General features: G+C 66.9%; 18 protein-coding genes. 7 read left to right on the top strand and 11 right to left on the bottom strand.

The genetic code is table 11. The features are described 5' to 3' along the window. Positions 1-48: 48 nt before the first annotated feature. Positions 49-645 carry a dihydrofolate reductase family protein gene (locus ACFFQA_RS09885; protein WP_377851443.1) on the top strand — a complete coding sequence of 199 codons (597 nt, stop codon included), beginning with the start codon at positions 49-51 and terminating at the stop codon, positions 643-645. 376 nt (positions 646-1021) lie between these two features. Here the strand turns inward: ACFFQA_RS09885 and ACFFQA_RS09880 are convergent, their stop codons facing one another. Beyond that, entirely contained in the window at positions 1022-1438 is a 417-nt protein-coding gene (locus ACFFQA_RS09880; protein WP_377851442.1) for an Imm1 family immunity protein, read from the bottom strand. Further along, positions 1426-2202, bottom strand: a complete 777-nt coding sequence (locus ACFFQA_RS09875; protein ID WP_377851441.1) for a DddA-like double-stranded DNA deaminase toxin — start codon at positions 2200-2202, stop codon at positions 1426-1428. Before ACFFQA_RS09875 ends, ACFFQA_RS09880 begins: the two co-directional genes overlap by 13 nt. A 131-nt stretch (positions 2203-2333) precedes the next feature. On the opposite strand from ACFFQA_RS09875, the gene ACFFQA_RS09870 reads away from it, so the two are divergent. Beyond that, positions 2334-2555 (top strand): HD domain-containing protein, encoded by a 222-nt coding sequence (locus ACFFQA_RS09870; RefSeq protein ID WP_377851440.1) that lies wholly within the window; start codon positions 2334-2336, stop codon positions 2553-2555. A 622-nt stretch (positions 2556-3177) separates the two neighbouring features. Here the strand turns inward: ACFFQA_RS09870 and ACFFQA_RS09865 are convergent. Further along, a complete protein-coding gene (locus ACFFQA_RS09865; protein WP_377851439.1) occupies positions 3178-4443 on the bottom strand; it encodes a cation:proton antiporter domain-containing protein in 1266 nt (421 codons plus the stop codon). Positions 4444-4763: 320 nt separating this feature from the next. Here ACFFQA_RS09865 and ACFFQA_RS09860 point away from each other — a divergent pair, with 320 nt between their 5' ends. Next, positions 4764-6512 (top strand): ABC transporter ATP-binding protein, encoded by a 1749-nt coding sequence (locus ACFFQA_RS09860; RefSeq protein ID WP_377851438.1) that lies wholly within the window; start codon positions 4764-4766, stop codon positions 6510-6512. Positions 6513-6666: 154 nt separating this feature from the next. Here the strand turns inward: ACFFQA_RS09860 and ACFFQA_RS09855 are convergent, their stop codons facing one another. From ACFFQA_RS09855 to ACFFQA_RS09835, 5 genes are all read right to left on the bottom strand, one after another. Beyond that, positions 6667-7782 carry a sensor histidine kinase gene (locus ACFFQA_RS09855; protein ID WP_377851437.1) on the bottom strand — a complete coding sequence of 372 codons (1116 nt, stop codon included), beginning with the start codon at positions 7780-7782 and terminating at the stop codon, positions 6667-6669. Further along, the gene (locus tag ACFFQA_RS09850) at positions 7779-8438 is read right to left on the bottom strand and encodes a response regulator (RefSeq protein ID WP_377851436.1); all 660 of its coding nucleotides are present in this window, start codon (positions 8436-8438) and stop codon (positions 7779-7781) included. The genes ACFFQA_RS09855 and ACFFQA_RS09850 overlap by 4 nt, the downstream gene beginning before the upstream one ends. A 99-nt stretch (positions 8439-8537) precedes the next feature. Then, positions 8538-9695 (bottom strand): DUF418 domain-containing protein, encoded by a 1158-nt coding sequence (locus tag ACFFQA_RS09845; RefSeq protein ID WP_377851435.1) that lies wholly within the window; start codon positions 9693-9695, stop codon positions 8538-8540. 460 nt (positions 9696-10155) lie between these two features. Next, entirely contained in the window at positions 10156-11232 is a 1077-nt protein-coding gene (locus ACFFQA_RS09840) for a sporulation protein (protein WP_377851434.1), read from the bottom strand. Between the two features lie 689 nt (positions 11233-11921). After that, positions 11922-12392 carry a hypothetical protein gene (locus ACFFQA_RS09835; RefSeq protein WP_377851433.1) on the bottom strand — a complete coding sequence of 157 codons (471 nt, stop codon included), beginning with the start codon at positions 12390-12392 and terminating at the stop codon, positions 11922-11924. A gap of 176 nt (positions 12393-12568) precedes the next feature. Here ACFFQA_RS09835 and ACFFQA_RS09830 point away from each other — a divergent pair, with 176 nt between their 5' ends. Together ACFFQA_RS09830 and ACFFQA_RS09825 are read left to right on the top strand one after the other, a co-directional pair. Further along, complete coding sequence (locus ACFFQA_RS09830) at positions 12569-12766, top strand: hypothetical protein (RefSeq protein ID WP_377851432.1); 198 nt, start codon at positions 12569-12571, stop codon at positions 12764-12766. 455 nt (positions 12767-13221) lie between these two features. Beyond that, a complete protein-coding gene (locus tag ACFFQA_RS09825) occupies positions 13222-13542 on the top strand; it encodes a hypothetical protein (protein ID WP_377851430.1) in 321 nt (106 codons plus the stop codon). 1196 nt (positions 13543-14738) lie between these two features. Here ACFFQA_RS09825 and ACFFQA_RS09820 read toward each other — a convergent pair. Continuing rightward, positions 14739-15119, bottom strand: a complete 381-nt coding sequence (locus ACFFQA_RS09820; protein WP_377851429.1) for a hypothetical protein — start codon at positions 15117-15119, stop codon at positions 14739-14741. 180 nt (positions 15120-15299) lie between these two features. Here ACFFQA_RS09820 and ACFFQA_RS09815 point away from each other — a divergent pair, with 180 nt between their 5' ends. Continuing rightward, positions 15300-16196 (top strand): protein-L-isoaspartate O-methyltransferase family protein, encoded by an 897-nt coding sequence (locus ACFFQA_RS09815; protein ID WP_377851428.1) that lies wholly within the window; start codon positions 15300-15302, stop codon positions 16194-16196. Between the two features lie 569 nt (positions 16197-16765). On the opposite strand, the gene ACFFQA_RS09810 is transcribed toward ACFFQA_RS09815, so the two are convergent. Both ACFFQA_RS09810 and ACFFQA_RS09805 read right to left on the bottom strand, forming a co-directional pair. Then, entirely contained in the window at positions 16766-17023 is a 258-nt protein-coding gene (locus tag ACFFQA_RS09810; RefSeq protein ID WP_377851427.1) for a hypothetical protein, read from the bottom strand. Between the two features lie 535 nt (positions 17024-17558). Beyond that, the gene (locus ACFFQA_RS09805; RefSeq protein ID WP_377851426.1) at positions 17559-17915 is read right to left on the bottom strand and encodes a hypothetical protein; all 357 of its coding nucleotides are present in this window, start codon (positions 17913-17915) and stop codon (positions 17559-17561) included. 1108 nt (positions 17916-19023) lie between these two features. Between ACFFQA_RS09805 and ACFFQA_RS09800 the strand changes: the two genes are divergently transcribed. Further along, complete coding sequence (locus ACFFQA_RS09800) at positions 19024-19293, top strand: DUF6355 family natural product biosynthesis protein (protein ID WP_377851425.1); 270 nt, start codon at positions 19024-19026, stop codon at positions 19291-19293. The last annotated feature ends 35 nt before the right edge of the window (positions 19294-19328 follow it).

Raw genomic sequence — 19328 nt, 5'->3', positions numbered from 1 at the left:
GCGTCTCTCAACGGGTGACAGGGCCGACAACCCACGAGGAGAGCTGCCATGCGCAAGCTGATCGTCACCAACCTGATCTCCGTCGACGGCTGCCACGAGGGCCCGGGCGGGAACTTCATGGCCATGCCACTGGACCCCGGGTTCGACGCGCACAACCTCGCTTCCCTCCGGGCGGCGAGCACCCTGCTGCTCGGGGCGAACACCTTCCGGCTGTTCCTCGACTACTGGCCGCCGGTGGCCGCCGATGAGGCAGCTCCCGCCGTGGAGCGGGAGATCTCCCGCCTCAACGCGGCGATCGAGAAGGTGGTCGTCTCCGACACGCTCTCGGAGGAGCACACCGGCGCCTACCGGGGCACGACGACGGTCGTACCGCGCGACCGGGCCCGCGAGCGCGTCGCGGAACTCAAACGGGGCAAGGGAAAGGCCATCCTGGTCTTCGGCAGCCGGAAGATGTGGAACGACCTGTTCACCGCCGGGCTCGTCGACGAGTTCCACTTCGTGCTGGGCCCTGGTGTGGTCGGCGGCGGCACCCCCGCCTTCGACGGTGGCACAGCGGCCCCGTTGCGGCTGCTGGGAACCAGCACCTACGAGGGTTCCGACGTCGTGGTCGTGCGCTACGCGGTCAGCGGCACCAGTTCTGCGTGAGCGTCGTTCCCCTGTCACGCTGGTGCCAGAGCCGAACTCCGCCTGACCCGCACCCCCGTGTATGAGGCGCTGCGCCGCGCTGCACCCGGACCGGAGCCTGCGAGTGGTCACTGGGGTGCAGCGCGGCACGGCCGGTCGTCACTTTCCCGACAGCGAGGACAGGCGAGACCGCAGATCTTCCCTTCCAAAACTGGAGAAAGCGTTGCCCAGCAAGAAGACCAAGCGCTCGCCGAAGACGTGTTCTCCAGTCTCGAGAAGTTCGTCCACGAGCGCCCCCGGAGTCTCGGGTCGCTTTTCAGGGGACAGCGTCGTCCGGACTAATGGCCCCTATCGCTGCTGTGCCCCCGGTATTCTTGCCCGGCGCACGGGCGTTGGACTAAGGCATGGGCTGCCACGCAAGCGTCGTGGGCCGCTGGCCACCTGTGCGCATGTATTCGCAGGCCGCTTTGATGGCATCCTCGGCGGCGATCTCAGCGGTGGCGGGGTACTCGGTGTCGGAGTTCATGAAGTAGTACAGGACCGGTTCCGCGCCGTCGTCGACGGTGATGGCGGGGTTGTAGCTGTAGCAGCCGTCCCGATGGTCTGGGCCGCTGTAGAACGCGACAGCGCGGTCACCGTCGAAGCCGACGTCGAGGATCGCCGCGCCGGGGTTGCCCGCAGGCAGCAGTTGGACCAGCGCGGCAGGCTGAGTGCGGCGTAGCTCGTCGAGCAGTTGAACGAGTCGGTCCTCGCTGGTGATGCGGGCGGGTTCGTCGCCGTGCTCGTCGGCCCAGTAGGCATCTAGCTCCACCATGGTGTGGCTCCCCCGGTGTAGGTCTTCCGGAATCCATCCGCGCCGATCACGGTGAGTGTGGCTCCGGTCGGCAACAGGATCGGCGCTAGCGTGTCACAGCTGTACGGACCGCGGCACGGGGTGTTGTTGATCGCCACGGTGACGTGGCGCGGTCCGCCGTTAGCCATGATCGCCGCGACCTTGAGCTCGGCATCGGCGGTGCGGGTGCTTCGGCCGGGCATGCCGCGCTCAGCGAGCAACCGGTCGGCTAGGGCGGCGGTGTCGTCACGGCCGGAGACGAGGGCATGGACCACACCACCATCGGTCCAGCGGCCATGTGTCTTGGTGCGGCTACGGGGCACCACGGTAGGAGGAAGCTCGGTGCGCGCGTGCTCAACCAAGCGCTCGCGAGCAGCTGCACCGGGATCACCCTCATGCCTCGTGGGCGTGTCACTGCCTGGTGAGCGAAGAGACTCCGGGGTGCTGCTGGCTGTGGGCGGACTCGAGGAGGTGCAGGTTAGGCCCTGGCTGACGCCGAGTCCACTGATCCAGGACTCAACCCGCTCGGGGAGTTGGTGCAAGAGGTGCCGTACGCGGCGCAGGTCGTCAAGGGCGGTTTCGAACAAACTGTGCGCGTAAGGCACGTCGTCGTCGACGCTGCCCTCAGTCGCGTGGTGCCAGTGGGTCGCGGCTTTGTCAAGGGCGGTCTCGGCTTCGTCCAGCAAGGCCGTAGGCAGCATCGCGAGGGCCGCGCGTGCGGCTGCGGCGACCTCGCGAAGGGACACGTCTTGACCCTGCCCACCGCCAGTTCCGCGCGGGTTAGAACCATCGCGGTCCACCCGATTGGCTGTAGGACATGGACAAGGCATCAGCTACGTGGAGCGGCAGGTGCGGGCGGAGCAGGAGAGATCCATCAGTGGACAACAACGCGGTCACAGCCCTTCAGGCGGAGCGTCTGCCGCGGGCGAGCGCCGAGATGGTCCAGGGCGCGGTGGCGGAGTACGAATCGCAGGACTCTCTGGAAGCGCGGTGCGCCAAGGACGCTGACAAGCTGGAGTGTCTCCTGCAAGCGCTCGAATACCGCGCGGCTGGATACACGACGGTTCAGGGCTGGATCGACTCCTCGCGAGCCCGCTGAAGACCGATACCGCTCAGCGAATCGCCGACGCAGCTGTCGCGATGTCTCCGTTGAGCTGGCGGAACCGATAGGGAGCGTGAGTCGACTGGACCTTCCTGATCGGCATTGATGACTTACCCCGGAAAGAGTCGGGAGTGAGGAGACTCTTGTCAATGCACTTCAGGCGCAAATGAATCGCGGTGATGTTCCCGGGTTCGGAGTAGCGCGTTTGTCGCCGTTCTCGACCGTCCACTTGGAACTGTGAGACGGAACGGAACACCGAAAACATCAGGTGGTCGACGGGCTGGTCGGATAATGTCACATCGCCTCGCCCTTGCCGAACATTCCCTAGTCCGCATTGAACTGCGAGAACGTCCTTGATCTGCGCGCCGCAGCGGTTGCTGGAACTGTCCGCCGCCTCTGGCACTCCACCCACCCGCGCGTATTCAAAGGGGGAACACGCCAGGCCGTGCCCGATCCACGTCGACCGGGGCTACGACCACGACAAACTCCGGCGTCTGGTCCGCGACCGCACGCGCTCGCTCCTGACGTCGACGGAGGCATCTGGAGGAATCACTCGTGGACGCTTTCGGGATTCCACTGACGAGGTGCGCCGTCGGCCTTTCCCAAGGTCGCGAGAAGGTCAGCGGCGAGCTGGTTTCGCGGGTGCCAACCACTTGACGGTGGGGCCGGCGCCGATGCCGTGCAGCACCACGCTGGTGAGGACCACGGTCACGGTGACGAGCAGGATGGTGTCGGCAGCCGGCCCTTCGGGAAGGCGGTTGAAGGCGAGAAGCCCGAAGACGATCGACGCTGTGCCGCGAGGCCCGAGCACTCCCACCTGGAGACGTTCACGATGCGAGAGCACCGATCCGGTCAGGGAGAGGTGCACGGGAACGATACGGATGATCGTGATCGCCGCGATGCTGAAGAGCATGACCTGCCACGGCAATCCGTCCGAGAACGCCAGCACGGCGCTGACACCGACGACGAACCACAGCGTCATGGTCAGCAGGGTGGTGACGTCCTCCAACAGCCGGAAATCCTCGTCCAGTGCTCCTGCGCGCAGCAGGTCTCGCCCTTGCGGAGAACGGCGGATCAGCCGCGCCTTGGCTCCCCGGTGGACGTAGCGGAACGTGATGCCGCAGACGAAGGAGGCGACGAACCCGTTACCGTCCACGGCGACCGTCGCGGTGTAGGTCAGCAGCGGCACCAGCAGCACGACGATGCGCCCGGACTGTTCGGTGAGCCAGCCCGCCCGGTGCGCGGCTGTCAGCATGAGCGCGAGCACCGCGCCGAGCAGCAGCCCGGCAACGAGGGCCTTGACGGTGAAGGGCAGCACGGTGGCCAGCGCGGACAGCGGCGTCCGTTCCTGGCTGTGGTCGCCCGCCAGGATCAACGCGAAGAGGAACAACGGTGAGACGATTCCGTCGTTGTAGCCGCTCTCCACGTTGAGCACGCTGCGCACCCGTGACGGCAGGCCGCGATCGCGCACGACCCGTTCGGCTGGGGCGAAGTCGGTCGGTACGACCACGCCGGCGAGCAACAGGAGCGCGGGCCAGGGCAGACCGGGGAACAGCCCCCAGCCGAGGAGCATCGCCGCGGCGATGCTGAGAGGCATCGCGATGAGCAGGACTCGGGCCGCAAGACCGGGCGAGTGGCCCCACAACCGGCCACCGCGAACTTCGGTGGCGTCCACGAACAGCAGCACGGCGAGCACGATCTCGGCCACGTACAACGTCGCCTCGGTGTTCAGCGCCAATTTGATCGACTGTTCGTTGACCAAACCGATGACGACGCCTGCCGTGACGATGACGACTGGTGCGCCCAGGTTCCACCGATCCAGCCGTGAAGCGGCGAAGGAACGGACTGCGACAGCGATCGCGATCATGAGCAGCAGCGAGTTCATGGGACCGTGCTTCGTGAGACGGTGTGACGGTCAGCAAGCGTACTGACCACAGGGCCACAGTGGACAGTACGTGAGCTGTGTCTCCGTCGAGGACTGGACGCGCGACCGGCTGCCGCGCTCTCCACCTCTTGCGGGGGTCGCCCTGCCCCGAGGTGGTGGGTGTTTTCTGGCCACCTGGCTGGACAGTTCAGCTGGTTCGCCGGTGTCGCGAGGCTGCCGCGTCATTGATGCTCGTACAACCGGTCCGCGGCTGTCCTGTTCTTTCCCGCGCCCGGATCGCGGTCCTCTACCACGACAAGAGAAGACGGAGTTGCTTCACCGTGCGCACACCGATCGACCGCTCAACCTGGCGAATGCTTCTGGGCTATGCCAGGCCGCAGCGACGGACCATCCTGTTCGGAGGGGCGCTGCTGCTGCTGAGCGGTCTTGCCGCCGCTGCTCAGCCGTTGGCGGCCAAGGAGCTGGTGGACCGCCTGGGCTCGGGTGAGGGGATCACCGGTCTGCTGGTGCTGCTGGTCGGCCTGGCGCTTGCCGGTGCCGCGATCGCGATGGCCGGTGACTACCTGCTCGAACGTGCCGCCGAGTCGGTCGTGTTGATCGCCAGGAAACGGCTGGCCGGGCGGCTGCTCTCATTGCGCGTGCCCGAGGTGCAACGCGCTGAGCCAGGAGACCTGTTGTCCCGATTCACCAGCGACACGACGTTGCTGCGCGAGGTGTGCACCCACGCGCTGGTCGCCATGGTCACCGGCTCGGCGACGACCGTGGTGATGGTCGTGATGATGGGCGTAATGGACCTCGTCCTGCTGGGCATCACCCTGGCCGTGCTCGCGGTGGTGGGCGTGCTCGCCCTGGCGGGCATGCCGATGATCGAGAAGGCTTCTCACGCGGCCCAGAGCGCCGTTGGGGAGACGGGAGCGCGGTTGGAACGCGTGCTCGGGGCCTTCCGCACCGTGAAGGCAGCGGGCGCGGAAGCGAGGGAGGTCGCCGCGATCGAGCGCGGTGCCGAGAACTCGTGGCGTGCCGGTGTCCGTTCGGCACGGTGGGAATCGCTGGTGCACGGCTCCAACAGCCTCGCGGTCCAGGCGTCGTTCCTCGCCGTGCTCGGCATCGGCGGCGCGCGGGTCGCGACCGGAGCGATTCCACTGTCCACATTGGTGGCTTTCCTGTTGTTCCTGTTCTACCTGCACGAGCCGATCGGGCAGTTGCTGCACGCCGGCAGCAGACTGCAAATCGGGCTCGCCGCAGTGCGCAGGCTGGGCGACGTCGACCAGATGCAGGCCGAGCCGGTCGGTACCGGTGGCACCGAGATCCCGGGGCAGCAAGGAGTTCGGCTGCTCTTCTCCGACGTCCGGTTCCGGTACGGCCCTGATCTGCCGCAGGTTCTGCGCGGCGTGAGCATCGATGTCCCCGCGTTGGGCATGACCGCCTTCGTCGGCCCCTCCGGTGCGGGAAAGTCCACGCTGTTCGCATTGATCGAGAGGTTCCATGAACCGGACTCCGGCCGCATCCAACTGGATGGCCGCGACCTCGCGGACTGGGATCTGACCAGCCTGCGTGGACAGATCGGCTACGTCGAACAGGACGCGCCCCTGCTGTCCGGGTCCTTACGCGACAACCTGGTCTACGGCCGCCCGGATGCGGCCGACGAGGAGATCCGCGACGTGCTGGCGCAGACCCGGCTCGACTCGCTCGTCGAGCGGTTGCCCGACGGGCTGGACACCTCTGTCGGCCACCGCGGCAACTTCCTGTCCGGCGGTGAGCGGCAACGGGTCGCGCTCGCCCGCGCGCTGATCAGGCGTCCGCGGCTGCTGCTGCTCGACGAGATCACCTCGCAGCTGGACGCCGCGAACGAGATGGCGATCCGGGACGTGGTCACCACCGCGGCGAGGACGATGACGGTGCTCGTGGTGGCGCACCGGCTGTCGACAGTGACCCAGTCGGACCGAATCGTGGTGCTGGACAACGGAATCGTGCGAGCTACTGGCACCCATGACGAACTCGTCGTGAACGACCCGTTGTACGCCGAGTTCGCCGCCACGCAGCTGCTCACCGGTGAGCGCCGCCGGTGAGCGGGCGCTCGCCGCACAGGCCCGACACCTGACCGCCCGGCACGCTCGACCTGAGGAGGGTCGAACCGAGCGCGTCGAGCCCTCGCACCGCTACCAGGACCACTGGCTCATGAGCCGTCCTGCGGATCGGGCCAGCAGTCCGTTGTGGTCGCGCTCATCCGTGTGCCGTGCCGACCGCTGTCATCGGTAGCCGCAGCCGCAGCTGAAATCCGCCGTCGGGCACGGGACCGGTGTGGAGCTTGCCGCCCAGCAGTGCGGCCCGTTCCTGCAGGCCGACGAGTCCATGCTGGGCGCTCGGCAGTGCGAGGGTGTCCCGGGTGGGCCGTGTGTTGGTGATGGTGACGGTGAGGTCGGTGTCGTCATGGCTGATCTCGATGGTGGCGCTGGCTCCCGGGGCGTGCTTGCGCACGTTGGTCAGCGCCTCCTGGACGGTCCGGTAGATGGCGCGTTGCACAGGTGGTTCCAGTCCTTCTGGCGCGGTGCCGACCAGCCGTGCGTCGATCGCGCTGTTGCCGATGAGGCGTTCGAGATCGGTCAGTGTGGGCTGCGGGGTGAGCTCGGTCGCCGGTGTGCCCGAGGCGCGCAGCAGGTTCACCATGTGGCGCAGTTCGTCGAGTGTGTTGACCGAGAGCTGCCGCACGTTCCCGGCCGCCTGCTTGGCGGTCGGGTCCGTGGTGCTGACCATGAGCGCTCCCGCCTGCACCGCGATCAGGCTCACCTGATGGGAGACGACGTCGTGCATTTCGCGGGCGAGCTGATTGCGCTCCCTGGCCAGGACCGCCTCGGCGTCGAGCCGTCGCTCGTGCTCCCGCACCTGCTTCACCTCCTCCAGCCGCAACGCCAGCTCGCGCTGGGACCGCAGAAGCTGGCCGAGCAGGATCGGCGCGACCGCCGTCATCGTGGTGTACAAGATGCCCAGCAGCAGGTAGGAGTCCAGCTTCGACGGCGCGATTTCCGCTATCGGGAAGACGAAACTGGCTGACGCGAGCACCCCGCAGCCGGTGAGCACCCACCGGTCGCAGTGCCGGGCGGACACCGTGTACAGCGCGACGATCGCCGAGACGAGCGCGCCGGGCCACAGCACAGCGGGCAGCGTCACGAGGAAGACCACCAGCGGCCAGCGTTCGCGCACCAGGAGTGCCACCACGGCGAACCCGACCATGATCATCCCGCCCGGTGACTCCTCGGTGATCGCGGTCAGCACTCCTTCGACGCCAGCGAACACGATGACCGCGGTGGCAACGAGCCGGCTGGGCAGTCTGAACGTCATGCCCGTTCCTTGCCCTCGTCGAGCAGACCGGCGCGCTGTGCCACCAGGGCCGCCTGCACTCTGCTGCCCACGCGCAGCTTGGCGAGGATGGCGCTGACGTGGTCCTTCACCGTGCCGACGCTGACGTGGATCCGGGCGCCGATATCGGTGTTGGACAACCCCTCGGCGATCAGCACGAGCACGGCGCGTTCGCGTTCGGTCAACAGGTCGACCTGCTCGGAGGCAGCCGAGCTCGCACCGGAGTCGAGATAGCCGTCCACGACAGTGCGGGTGACCTTGGGAGAGAGCACCACACCGCCGCTGACCAGCGTGCGCACCATCTGGGCGAGCTGCTCGGGCCCGGTGTCCTTCAGGATGAACCCGGCCGCCCCGGTCCGCAGAGCCGTGGCGATGTACTCGTCGGAGTCGAACGTCGTCAGCATCGCCACGACCGGCCGAGGCCGCAGACCCTGCAGCTGACGCAGGATGGTGAGGCCGTCCACGTCCGGCATCCGGATGTCGAGCAGCACGACGTCCGGTTTGAGCAGGCCGATCTCGCGCACCGCCTGCGCTCCGGTCGGCGTCGCGACGACCTCGATGTCCCCGGCCGCCTGGAGGATGAGGCGAAACCCCGTTCGCACCAGCTCCTCGTCGTCCACGACGACTACCCGGATCATCTCTTGCCTCCGTTGTGGATTCTGCACGTGTCCAGTCTCGCCAAGACCAGAACAGCTCCGCCATCCGAGGACTGGACACGCCGCGCCCCGGCCAGGGTCTCAGCGAATGCAGGCCGCCGGCTTGGTGGCGAGGTTGAGCAGGTGCTCCAGCGGTCCCCTGCGGAAGAAGCGAGACCAGATCCAGGCGAACACCGTGGCTCCGAGGATGAACGCGAGCACCGGCAGCCAGGACGTCTGGGGCTCGGGACCGGAAGACCCCGAGGGCATGGACATCTGCGAGGACAACACGAAATGGCCGACGTAGGCGGTCAAGGACATGGTGCCCACGGCGATGATCGGCGCGGCCGTGCGGCGCAACAACGGCAGGCGGTCAACTACGACCATCGCGCCCACGATCACGGTGATCGCGACTCCGACGGAACCGATGATGTCCAACGTCGTTCCGCTGTGCGGCCCCGAGGTGAGCAGCGACCAGGCCGATCCGGTGGCGTCGGGCGGCATCACGTCACCGACACGGCCGGGGTCCTTCGGTCCCGAGGCCGCTCGCATCTCCGCTGCCTCCCGGACGCCGTCGATCAGACGGGACAACAGCCAGGAGGTGCCGTAGGCGAACACGATGAGGGCGGGACCGAACGCGGCAAGCCGCCGCCGCACGGCGCCGGAGGACAGGTCCAGCCGACCCAGAGCCATGCCTGTGATGACGAACGCCATCCACGTGAGCGCCGGGTAGAAGCCGGTGAGCATGAGATCCAGCACGCCAACGCCGCCGATGCGGTCAAGTGGGTCGTAGGCCTTGAGGGCAGCCGTGACCGGCTCGGTGAGCAGCGACCGGAGGCCGAAGGCCAGCGGCGGCATGACGATCGCGAGCCCGGCCGCGATGATCGCGAGTGTCTTGGCGCCCAGTCTCACCAACGGCAGTGCGAGGAGGAAGTAGAGACCGTAGAAGGCGAGGATGACCACGCCCCCGTAGGCCATCGCCATCACGGTACCCAGCACCAGCAGGATCGCCGCCCGGATCGCGATTCGGGCTCTCGCCTGCCGCCCGGCCAGACCGGTTTTCGGTTCCAGGCGACCGGCGATCAGCATCAGCGAGAACCCGGCGAGGGTGGCGAACAGGGCCGAGGAGCGGCCTTCGGCCAGGTGCCGCACCCACGCGCCGACGCCGCTCGTTGCCGTCGCCGAGGGGCCGAGGTGCACGACGTACATCCCGAACACGGCCAGCGCGCGAGCCAGGTCCACCCCGACCAGCCGTCCCATCGAGGGAGCGGGATCGACCGGCGCGGCGGGCTCTGTCAGAGACGGTGACTGAGGAGGCGATGTCTCCGGCGCAGCAGAGGTGTCCTGCGGTGGTGGCATCTTCGTCATGCAGAGACTGTCGCGGTGCGGTCCGGTGGCGGGCCATCCGTCAGGTCGCGGGACGGACCCCGCCGACCGGCCGAACTTCCGCACCGGCTGGCTCGGTCCACGGTGGCCGATCGTGAGTGGCCGATCATCCTGGTGGCGAGGCGCCGCCGCACGGTCCTTAATGGACACTCCGTCGACGGCTGGCACACAGCGAGCTCCTCGTGTCTGGGTGCGCCACCGCCTCGGCAAGGGTGGGGCGACGACTGCATGCCGTGGTGCTGTGAGATCGGTCCTGCTGTCACAACTGGAAAAATCCGTGACAGGCGTCCCAGGGCGGGGACGCCTGTCACGGAGGTCTTGTCGGGAGTGCCGGTCAACCCTCGTCGTCGCCGAAGAGCTCCTCGGCCATGCCGCCCAGCGCCATACCGCCGAGCACGCCGCCAGCGGCACCGGCCGCACCGGCCGCGAGCATGCCACCCATGCCCGGCCTGCGCCGCTGACCTTGCTGATCGTATTCGTCGTGTTCGTAGCCGCGGCCACCGCGAACAGGCCGGGTGCCGTACCCGGGTTGTCCGCCGAAGGCGGGGTTGTACCCGGTCTGGTCGCCGAACGCCGGGTTGTGGGCTCCGCCGAACGCGGGATTCGTCTGGCCGCTCCCGGCGACCTGCGTGAGCCAGCCGCCGATGGCCGCGGTCCAGTCGGTGACCTGTACCTCCTGATGGGAGAGCCGAAATCGACCGGGCGTGTCACCACCTGGCAAGAATCCGCTGTGGTGCCTGTCGGCCTCCAAGGTCACGTGCAACTCGTGCGCGTTGGCCGCGAAGGTCAGCTCGACCTGGTTCACCCTGCCCGCGAACCGAGCCGGCGGGAAGAACTCGAACTTCTGGTAGAACCCGAGTTCGTGCGGCACACAGGGCAGCCGCCCGGTCTCGATGGCGGCGCCGCGGAAGGAGAACCCGAGCTGCCCGAACGCGTCCAACACCTTGTTCTGCGACGGCAGCGGACCGACCAGGACCGGGTCGAGGTCGCCCTTGTCGGGGGCACCCGCGACGAGCAGTTCGGTGCGCACACCCACGCTCAACCCCGGCAGGGCGGCACCACCGACCGCGGTGATCGGCGTCTCCCACGGCAGCGGCAGCTGGAAGGGGATCGAGACCAGTTGACCCGCCGGCACCCGCAGAGCCTGCTGCACGACCATCCGGAAGAACTCCGCCGCGTCGCCGCGCTCATCATCGCCGCCGAGCCCGCCGAGGCCGCCGAAGGCGCCCCGCTCGACCTCGGCCCGGGTGACGAGAGACAGCACGACCTGGTCGACATCGGCATCGGAGTTGCCGCCCTGGATGCGGACCTGACCGGTGATCGACTGGCCGGGCACGACGTGCGGTGAGTCCAGCACGGTGTCGACGGACGGGCCACCGATGCCGAAGACACTCAGCATCCGAGTGAACATGTGAATTCCTCCTTTGTGGGCGGACGGAACCAGTTCTGGTGCAGCGTGACGCGTTCCGGCGAAACTTCAGGCAACCTGCTTCAGAAATCACTGCGAGAGTTGGGTACTTCCGAGAGTCAGCCAGGTAATCCGCGTCATACAGCCACCTCTGTCCCGCTGTGTGTCCTTGCCGAGCGTCGTGTCCCAGCTTCGTCGGTTCTCCACTTCGCTCCCATCTGCCACGCGTCCGGAACAACCCGCTACCCGGCTGGACTCACCCCCGCCGGTCGGCTGGGCACCGTGGCGGTCCGCGAAGTCGATCGATCAATCGCTAATCCAGCGAAGATCTCCGGAGGAGCCTCGAGTCCAATGTGGACTGAAGCATCTGCGCGGGTACCTCCGCCGGTGGCCGGGTGCGGCTGTTGCTGCCGCGGGAGGACGCCAGCTACGACGCCGAGCACGATATCGAGGGTGGCTGGCAGCTCTTCGGCTACGAAATCCCGGTGGTGTCGTGACCCGTCCTACGGCTTGAACTCCGGACCGTGAACGCTGACGATCGAATTCTGTTGCTGGATCTAGAAAATCTCGGTGCGGCAACGCTTCGCCCGCGTCCGCTGCGCGTGCGGCTGGAGGCGCTGCTAGCTGCCGGCAGCGAGCACCACGCGGTCGCCGCCTGCGTCGTGGCTGAAGACGCGCCGGATCCGGTTGCCTCACTGCTGGCCGAACTGCGAATCGCGCCGCTGCGCGCGCGCTGCCGGACCGAACATCGCCGAGCTGGCGCTTCTTGCGCACGCCCGATACGGCCATGCCCAGGGCGGCCGGATCTTCCTGATCCGCAGCGCGGAAGGCCACCTCGCTAGCACATTGTCCAACTCGCCGGCACGACACGGCGGATGGTGCCCGCGTCCACAGCCGCCCTTCTCGGCTTCGGCATCCACTGTGGACATTGTGCAGCCGGGAAGAACAGTCGCGGTGTAGCCGCAGACGCGCATTTCGGCGTCCGTCAGCGCCTCCGTGAGAACACCGTCCTCCCAGTCCCGGATCGAGGGATCGCCGCGCAGATAGTTGCGGTTGAGCACATCCGGAGTGTTGATGCGGGCCGCCGAGGGCAGGTGGCCTCCGAGTGCGCGGGCCGTGCGCACCTCCACGGTGGCCCGTAGCCGGTTGAAGGTGAGCTGCAACGGCTGGCCGTCGTCGCCGAGCAGAGGGTGGAGCGTGGCGAGCTGCGCTCGACAGTGGAGTGCGTGGCTGTGGGCGGCGTGCGCGTCGATCGCGCTGGTCGCCGGTATGCGGCGCGGGAGGTGGCTTTGCTCAGCTGTGGCTCACTCGTAGTGAGGGCATCGCCGCCGCGGTGTGGTTGGCGACGTTGACCGGGGAGGGCTGGAGAGTCCTCGACCGCAGGGCCCTGCCCTCTACCGTCGCCTCGCTCGGCGACGGCGAAGCGATGATCGTCACCCGCGACAGCAAACCGCGCTGCGGCCCCAGCCGCCATGATCAACCCGTTCCGGCAAAAATCGTCACCCTGGACGAGAAACTGGCCGCTAACTATGCGTGATATTCAGTCGCCCTGAGTAACAGTACAAGCGTTCGTGACACGACGTGTGACACGAAAACAGGTCAGGCCCTGATTTGCAGAATCAAAACAGGGCCTGACCTGCGTTAAGACCGTCGGGATGACAGGATTTGAACTTGCGACCCCTTGACCCCCAGTCTTCCGCGAGCGGTCTTTTGGTTCCGAACTGTCCAATCTGTGCAGGTCAGAGCGGTTCAGGTCTGTGATCGTTCCAGTGAGTCCGCATGGTCAAGGGGGTTCCGTGACACGTGTGTGACACGGCTGTTCGGTGGCCTGGTGCCGAATGCTGGCCGTCATCGGTGCTCCCTGGGCGTCGTACTGCGCGACTTTCACCGATTCCTGAAGAAGCTTGGCCATGGAGCTTCAGCCATGAATGAATCCCTCCGGGGAAGACTCGCGCCGCTTTAGGATCCTTTCCGGACATCTCTGGAGGGCTCATGAAAACAGACCGTATCCGCAGCAGCCTGGCGAAAGTCGGCGCCGTCGCCGCGCTCGTGGCCGCACCGCTGGTGACCGCCGCCCCCGCGCACGCTGGGCCGGAAGGGCCGCCGCCTGGTCACTGTGGCTACTACTCGTGGGCCGTCGGCGCGAACGAAAACAATTCCTGGTTTGTGAACTGCAGCTATCGCACCGCCTACGTGCGAATCAGTCTCCCGGTGAACTTTGTCTACCGCTGCCTGGGCACCGGCACCACAGACCTCACCCGTGAGCTCAACAATTCCTACATTCGCGGGGCGACGGCACTGCGGCCCTGCTGACCCGGCCTGCACCGGGGCGTCAGCGAACGTCGCAGATGCGGCGCACCGCGTCGATCACCCGCTTGTAGTTCGCCAGCGGCTCACCGCTGCCGACACGAACCGGCCCTTGCCGTGGTTCTCTCCGCCTCCCCAGGGATCTTGAGCACGGCAGCCTGTTGCCTTCGAGCATGGGCATGCGGTTGCCGCCTAAGGCCGGACACGGCGCACGCCCCCGGGAAGCCCGGGGGCGTGCGCTACGTTCGGACTGTCCAGGGGGCGCAAGCCGACTGGCACCAGTCCGACGCAACCGGCGTGGCGACCTCGACCCCGACACCAATAGCTCTTCAAATAAATTAACGCAACGCTTCTGCCTATAAGTCGCCCTCCGTGTAAGGGAAATGGTCCTACTCGATTGAGCCAATTGGGCGTACTGGGGCGTCACGTCATCAAAGAGTCACCCCTGGGTTGCGAAACAATTTCGCCGAGTTCGCGACGCTAAGAGCGTCCGTGAACTTTGCGGACACTTCAAGGTTTCAGCCAGAACTGAAACCGTTAGCCCCATGGCGATGCGCCTATAACCATCTGGTTTCCAGCCCGGAGGATCGAGGAGAACAATGAGGAAATCAATCAAGAAGTCCCTGTTCGCCCTGGCCACCCTGCCTATCGCCGGAACCCTGGCCGTCATGGGTGCTGGAGCCGCAACCGCCAGCACGAGTATCGGGACAGAATCACCAGTCCATCAGTTGGCGAACTGTGACCCGATCGCACGCCTCAGCGACAGGGCCTCGGGGATCTGTCACGACAGCGCGTTCCGCGTGGGCGTTCGGTGTAAGTCGACTCGTGGCGACTGGCAGGTCTTCTTCAGTGACTGGACGCAGAAGGGCTACTGGGCGACCGCTTTCTGTCCGGCCACGTGGGTGTCCGTCAGCGCTGACTATGACCTGCCCGACTAAACCCAAGATATTCATGACGATCCGCACGCGGCGGGCCGGTCGCAGCCGCCGATCCGCAACGGGCTGACTTCGAACGCATGCTCGGGAAAGCGTAGTCGTGTTTGCGGCGCGATTCGGTCACGCGCGCCGCACGTCGGCCCGCCCAAGCGGGCCGGAGACGCGAGAGCGCCCCGCCCCAAGGGTCGGGGCGGGGCGTTTTCGTCGTTCAAAGGCGCCCGTCATGGCGTGCGCGGTCGGCCGTCGCTGCCGACAAGCGAGTTGATATTAGGCCGTTAGGGTGAGCTGGCGATTCGGGCCGAGGTGCGGGCCGCCGACGTGTTGATCATGCTCCGCGGAACGCCAGAACGGCTGCGAGGCGATGCCGACGACGTCCGGATCGAAGTCCAGCAGCACCAGCCGGTCGCGCTCCAGCCAGGACTCGTAGCCCACCAACGAGCCGGTCGTGGCCGTCCACCACTGCCCGGAGAGGTGGCGTTGGCCCTTGTAGGAGGCGAACTCGCGGACCGGGCGGCAGGCCTCGAACGGCACGGACAGGGCCGCGGTCAGCTCGACGCGTTGTTCGCCGTCATCGTTCGCGAACGCGACTTCGAAGGCCTCGATCGGGGCGGCCGGGGCGCCCCCGAGGACGAGCTCCAGCTCGGGCACGCGGGGCATTCTTCCGGCTGATCTTGGTGCCGCGGGCACCGGCCCGCCATGTACCCCGGAACTCCGCCACTACCTCCGCCAACTAGGTCCGAACACCGCCACCTTCGTCCGAACAGGACAGTGCTGTGCAGAACCTGTTGACGCCGTGCAGAGCGTGGGGTGGTTGGAAGACACCTAGGCATGCGCGGGCCTGTGTCAGCGGATCGGGGTGTGTTTTGGATCTTGCTTGGCTCCGGATACTCCAGTGCCCTGCTCGCCAGCACGGTCGGCCCCGCTGGTCGGGTGACCTCGATCGACATCGATCCTGGACTCGTGCAGCGGGCGAGCGCGCTGCACGCCCGAGCTGGCAACGCCCACGTGCAGGTGCACGCCAGCGACGGATTCCTGGGCTGGACACCGACCGCGCCATACGAGCGGATCGTGGGCTGGACCACGCCGCACGTTCTCCCCGCAGCGTGGGTTGAGCAGGCTGCGGAGGGCGCGGTGATCGCGACTCCGGTCAAGATCGCGGACATCGCCGCGGCCAACTCCGTGCTCCGCTGCGAGATCATCGACGGTGAGCCGCGCAATGCCACGGTGCATCCCGGCGGCTACATCGAGATGGCCCCAGAGATCATCACCGAGTTCGCGCTACCGCTGCGATTCGTTGATAACGCCCGTCGAGACGCTGACGGTGTTCCCTGGTGGATCAGCGCGGTCAAGCTGCACGCCCAGCCGAACAACGCCGCGGAGCGGCTCTTGGACCAGGTGCAGTCGGCCACACCACAGGCGAGCTTCACCGCCGAGGGATGGGACGAGCAGACAGCGTTTCACGCATTCCTGCTCGCCAGCACCACCAGTCCGGGAAGCGTCGGAGTTTCGGACGGTTGGGGCCTGGGAGCGGGACGGGCCGACAGTGTCGCGATCGTGCTCCCGGGCGGCGGCCTGCTCACCGCGGGAACCCGGCAAGCTGAAGAGGAACTCACTGCGATACGGGCACGCTGGCTGAAGCTCGGCAAGCCCGGGCACACGGAACTGTCTCCGGTGCTTACCCCTACCGAGGAGGGTTGGACAGTTCGCGTCACCCCACGGCGCTAACCCGCAAGCGGAAAACGGCGGGGCCGGATGCATGAGCATCTTGCCCCGCCGTTCCCTTTCCGGCCACGGTTTGGATGAGTGCACACGATGTGTGGACTGCCGCAACCCGGACGTTGATGTGAGCCGCTGGTGGCTCGGCTCGTCGTAGTGAAACCGGACGTGTTGGTGTTCGAGCCCGCTCCTAGTGGCGGACGATCGCTTGCACGGCGCGCACCAGACCAGTCAGGAGCGGGGTGGCCACCACTGCGCCGCGCTCGGCCAGCTCCCCAGCACTCGTACCGGGTTCGGCGGCCAGGTTACGAGCGGGCGTATGCACGCGGGTCGCATCTTGCGGCTGCGGCGGAGCACCGCGTGAGCGGCGGCCGTAGCGGTCGACGAGTATGCGGCCGGAGCCTGGGTCGGGGTGTCGGTGAGCGTGGTCGACATGAGCAATCTCCAGTGGCGCAAGGGATCTTGTGGATTCCGCCGAGCCGCCCCGCACTTCCGTTTCCAGTGCGCATGGAGGTACTGGGGCCGACGTGCGCGGTGACGATGTAGTTCGTGCCGGGGCAGCTCGGTGTTCGCTCGGGCTACAAGCGAACGATGTACTGCTCGATCAGCTCAGAGGCGCCGGCAGCGTCGTCCGGGGTCCGCTTGATGCTGTCGAAGAGCATCGTCGCCCTCTGAAACGACTCCGCAAGGGAGGAGTCGGGCATCTCGCCGATGATCCACCGCAGCTGGTTGTAGTGCTCTTCGATGGACTCGACGAGGACGCGGAGATCACCACTGTCCTCTGCCAGCTTGCGGGCTATCGACTCCAGTTCGCTGCGAGTCTGGGCCAAGCTCACGTTCAATTCTCCTGATCTTCTTGCAGGACATGGGTTATCGGGGCCGGGTTGTCGTCACACCACGGTGTCGAGTCGAACCATGGAGTTGGGACTGGCTGCGACCGTTGCATCCACGGCTGGCCTTCGCGCCCCAGCGCTACCGGGACCGGGCAATCACCGAAGGCGGACCGATCGCAGCTGGCGCCGAACCTGGAGCGCCCGCGCCTACCCCAGCATTGGCCGCGCCGGACTCGGAGACCGACGCGTCACCGAGGGCAGCCAGTCGTAGGCGCGCTCGTCCCGTTCAGCCGTAACAGGTTTCGAGCTAGGACAACGCGTCGACTCGCGTCGAATCAGTGTTGGGTGCTGTCACCGGTAGCGTCAGCGAGCACGCGCTACGGCAAGGCGCAGAGACCGGACCGAGCGGCGACAACAACCGGGACTGGTCAGGTCAAGGTGGCATGTTGGCCGAACAACGCTCGCAGCTGCTGCGGCACCGCATCGAGTTCCGCGCTGAGCGCGTCCGCTCCCGGCAGGTGCCCGTGGAAGCGACGCATCAACTCAACACCGCGACGCCACCGCGCTGCCCGCTCGCCTTCGGGCACGTGCCGCATCCACTCCCACAACTCGGCATCACATCCGGGGACAGCTGGACGATCCGGTCATCAGCGTCACGCTCACTGACCTGGTGCACCCGGATGCCGTCGAGGTGGTACCCGTTCCGGCTCAGGTGCCAGGTGATGACCACCTGGACCTCGTGCCCGGCTCCTACCAGCGCCCGGGCAAGCCGATGCATCGTGACCTCAGAACCGGCGTTGTAGATGGGGACGTACCGGTTGACCAGCACAACAACCCGCAACAGAGCCTCACCTTCGTCCCAGGCCGCCCGTTCATCGAGGGTGCACAGGGGCATGTGTCCAGTGTGGACAGGAAAGCGATCACCGCATCCGGCGGTCCGCGCCCTGACGCCACGGCACCGGGTGACCGCCCGGCAGGCACCACCGTTGAGTTCGGTCGCTGCTCTCACCGTTCGGGGGAGACCCGGCGCACCCTCCCGCAAGTTCCCGGCCGACACCTCGGCCACCGTCTGCTCGCTGGTCGACGGGCTGACGTACCGATGGCTGGTGCCGCAAGGCTAGGCCGGGGCGGTCCAGGCGTGGTCCAGCCCAGGTTCACGAGCGGACGGTGCTGAAGATCTGCCGGTATCAGGCCGGGACCGTCACTGATCTCCGACCGGTGGCGGTGTTCGTGCTTCAGCGAGCCGATCGCACACTCCCCGGCCGCGTACCTGGTGATCTTTCCGTCGCGGAGGGTTCCTTGTCCAGCACCAGGTTCCGCTGTCGCATTGCCAGCTCCGCAGTGGACGGTTGCACCGCGTGGCAACCCGTGGACCTTGCGGTGTCCCGACGCTGGCCAGGGCGTCGCGCGGGTAGCCGACGACCGCGAAGGCTGCCACGTGCGCCCCGGGTTGCGGGATCTCGCGAGCTGGCAGTTGGCGAACCGATGCAGCGCGCCACCGTCGGTGTCGGGGCTGGTGCCGAGGCAAAGCAGTGCCCGGCTGACCGCGTCGCGGACTCCGGTGGTGCACGCCAAAGGCGAGGACTTTCATCTGGCTGCGAACTCTGAAACACAGCAACAGCAGCGACCGCCGCTCGACGAGAAGACCTACGCATTCCCAGCTTCCAATGACATCAATTCCCAGGCGGAACCGACCGGAACGTCATCGCCCGGCCAGGCTCGCCACGGAGTACAGACGACTCGGCACCAGACACGGTTCCCGGCGCCTCCTCGCGCCAACTGGGCCAAACTCGCTTCGGGGCGCACGGCCACGGCTGTCCACCCCGAAGCGACAACGGCGGCGAAGGCGGCGTTCGCCCTTCTCTCGCAGGGCGCCGCACCCCACGGCTATTAGCCGCCGTTTCGCTGCTGCGTGAAGCCGTTGCGCGCAGGTTTCACAATAGTAAGCTTTTCGCGAAGCGGTACAGATTCCATATGTGAAAAGAACTGGGGTTATCGTGGCTATGAGGTCGTTGTCCGCCGCGTTCGTGCTGAGCGCGTCCGCGGTCGGGCTGGTCGGTACCACTCACGTGGCTGAGGCCGGACCGTCGTCGCACCCGTGCGGCTACCACGTCATCACCAACAATGCCTACTACAACCACTGCGGTTCCGGGAACGTCCTCATCCACATCGAGAAGCTGTTCGGTGACGAGGAGAAGTGCGTCAGCCCGGGCAACACGCCGATCGGCCTGCAGCCGTTCACTCACGGGGCCTACTACCTCAGGCCGTGCTGATCACCTAAGGCATGTCTCGTATAGGGGTGTTGTGG

Source organism: Allokutzneria oryzae (assembly GCF_042429765.1).
Classification (GTDB): Bacteria; Actinomycetota; Actinomycetes; order Mycobacteriales; family Pseudonocardiaceae; genus Allokutzneria; species Allokutzneria oryzae.
The sequence above is the reverse complement of the archived record's forward strand: the minus strand, read 5'-3'. Positions and strand labels throughout refer to the sequence as shown.

What these genes read in the sequence shown, in the direction of transcription:
- ACFFQA_RS09885 (WP_377851443.1), top strand. Translation starts at nt 49, where the DNA reads ATGCGCAAGCTGATCGTCACCAACCTGATCTCCGTCGACGGCTGCCAC.
- ACFFQA_RS09880 (WP_377851442.1), bottom strand. Translation starts at nt 1,438, where the DNA reads ATGGTGGAGCTAGATGCCTACTGGGCCGACGAGCACGGCGACGAACCC.
- ACFFQA_RS09865 (WP_377851439.1), bottom strand. Translation starts at nt 4,443, where the DNA reads ATGAACTCGCTGCTGCTCATGATCGCGATCGCTGTCGCAGTCCGTTCC.
- ACFFQA_RS09855 (WP_377851437.1), bottom strand. Translation starts at nt 7,782, where the DNA reads ATGACGTTCAGACTGCCCAGCCGGCTCGTTGCCACCGCGGTCATCGTG.
- ACFFQA_RS09850 (WP_377851436.1), bottom strand. Translation starts at nt 8,438, where the DNA reads ATGATCCGGGTAGTCGTCGTGGACGACGAGGAGCTGGTGCGAACGGGG.
- ACFFQA_RS09845 (WP_377851435.1), bottom strand. Translation starts at nt 9,695, where the DNA reads ATGGGACGGCTGGTCGGGGTGGACCTGGCTCGCGCGCTGGCCGTGTTC.
- ACFFQA_RS09840 (WP_377851434.1), bottom strand. Translation starts at nt 11,232, where the DNA reads ATGTTCACTCGGATGCTGAGTGTCTTCGGCATCGGTGGCCCGTCCGTC.
- ACFFQA_RS09825 (WP_377851430.1), top strand. Translation starts at nt 13,222, where the DNA reads ATGAAAACAGACCGTATCCGCAGCAGCCTGGCGAAAGTCGGCGCCGTC.
- ACFFQA_RS09815 (WP_377851428.1), top strand. Translation starts at nt 15,300, where the DNA reads ATGCGCGGGCCTGTGTCAGCGGATCGGGGTGTGTTTTGGATCTTGCTT.
- ACFFQA_RS09805 (WP_377851426.1), bottom strand. Translation starts at nt 17,915, where the DNA reads ATGCCCCTGTGCACCCTCGATGAACGGGCGGCCTGGGACGAAGGTGAG.
- ACFFQA_RS09800 (WP_377851425.1), top strand. Translation starts at nt 19,024, where the DNA reads ATGAGGTCGTTGTCCGCCGCGTTCGTGCTGAGCGCGTCCGCGGTCGGG.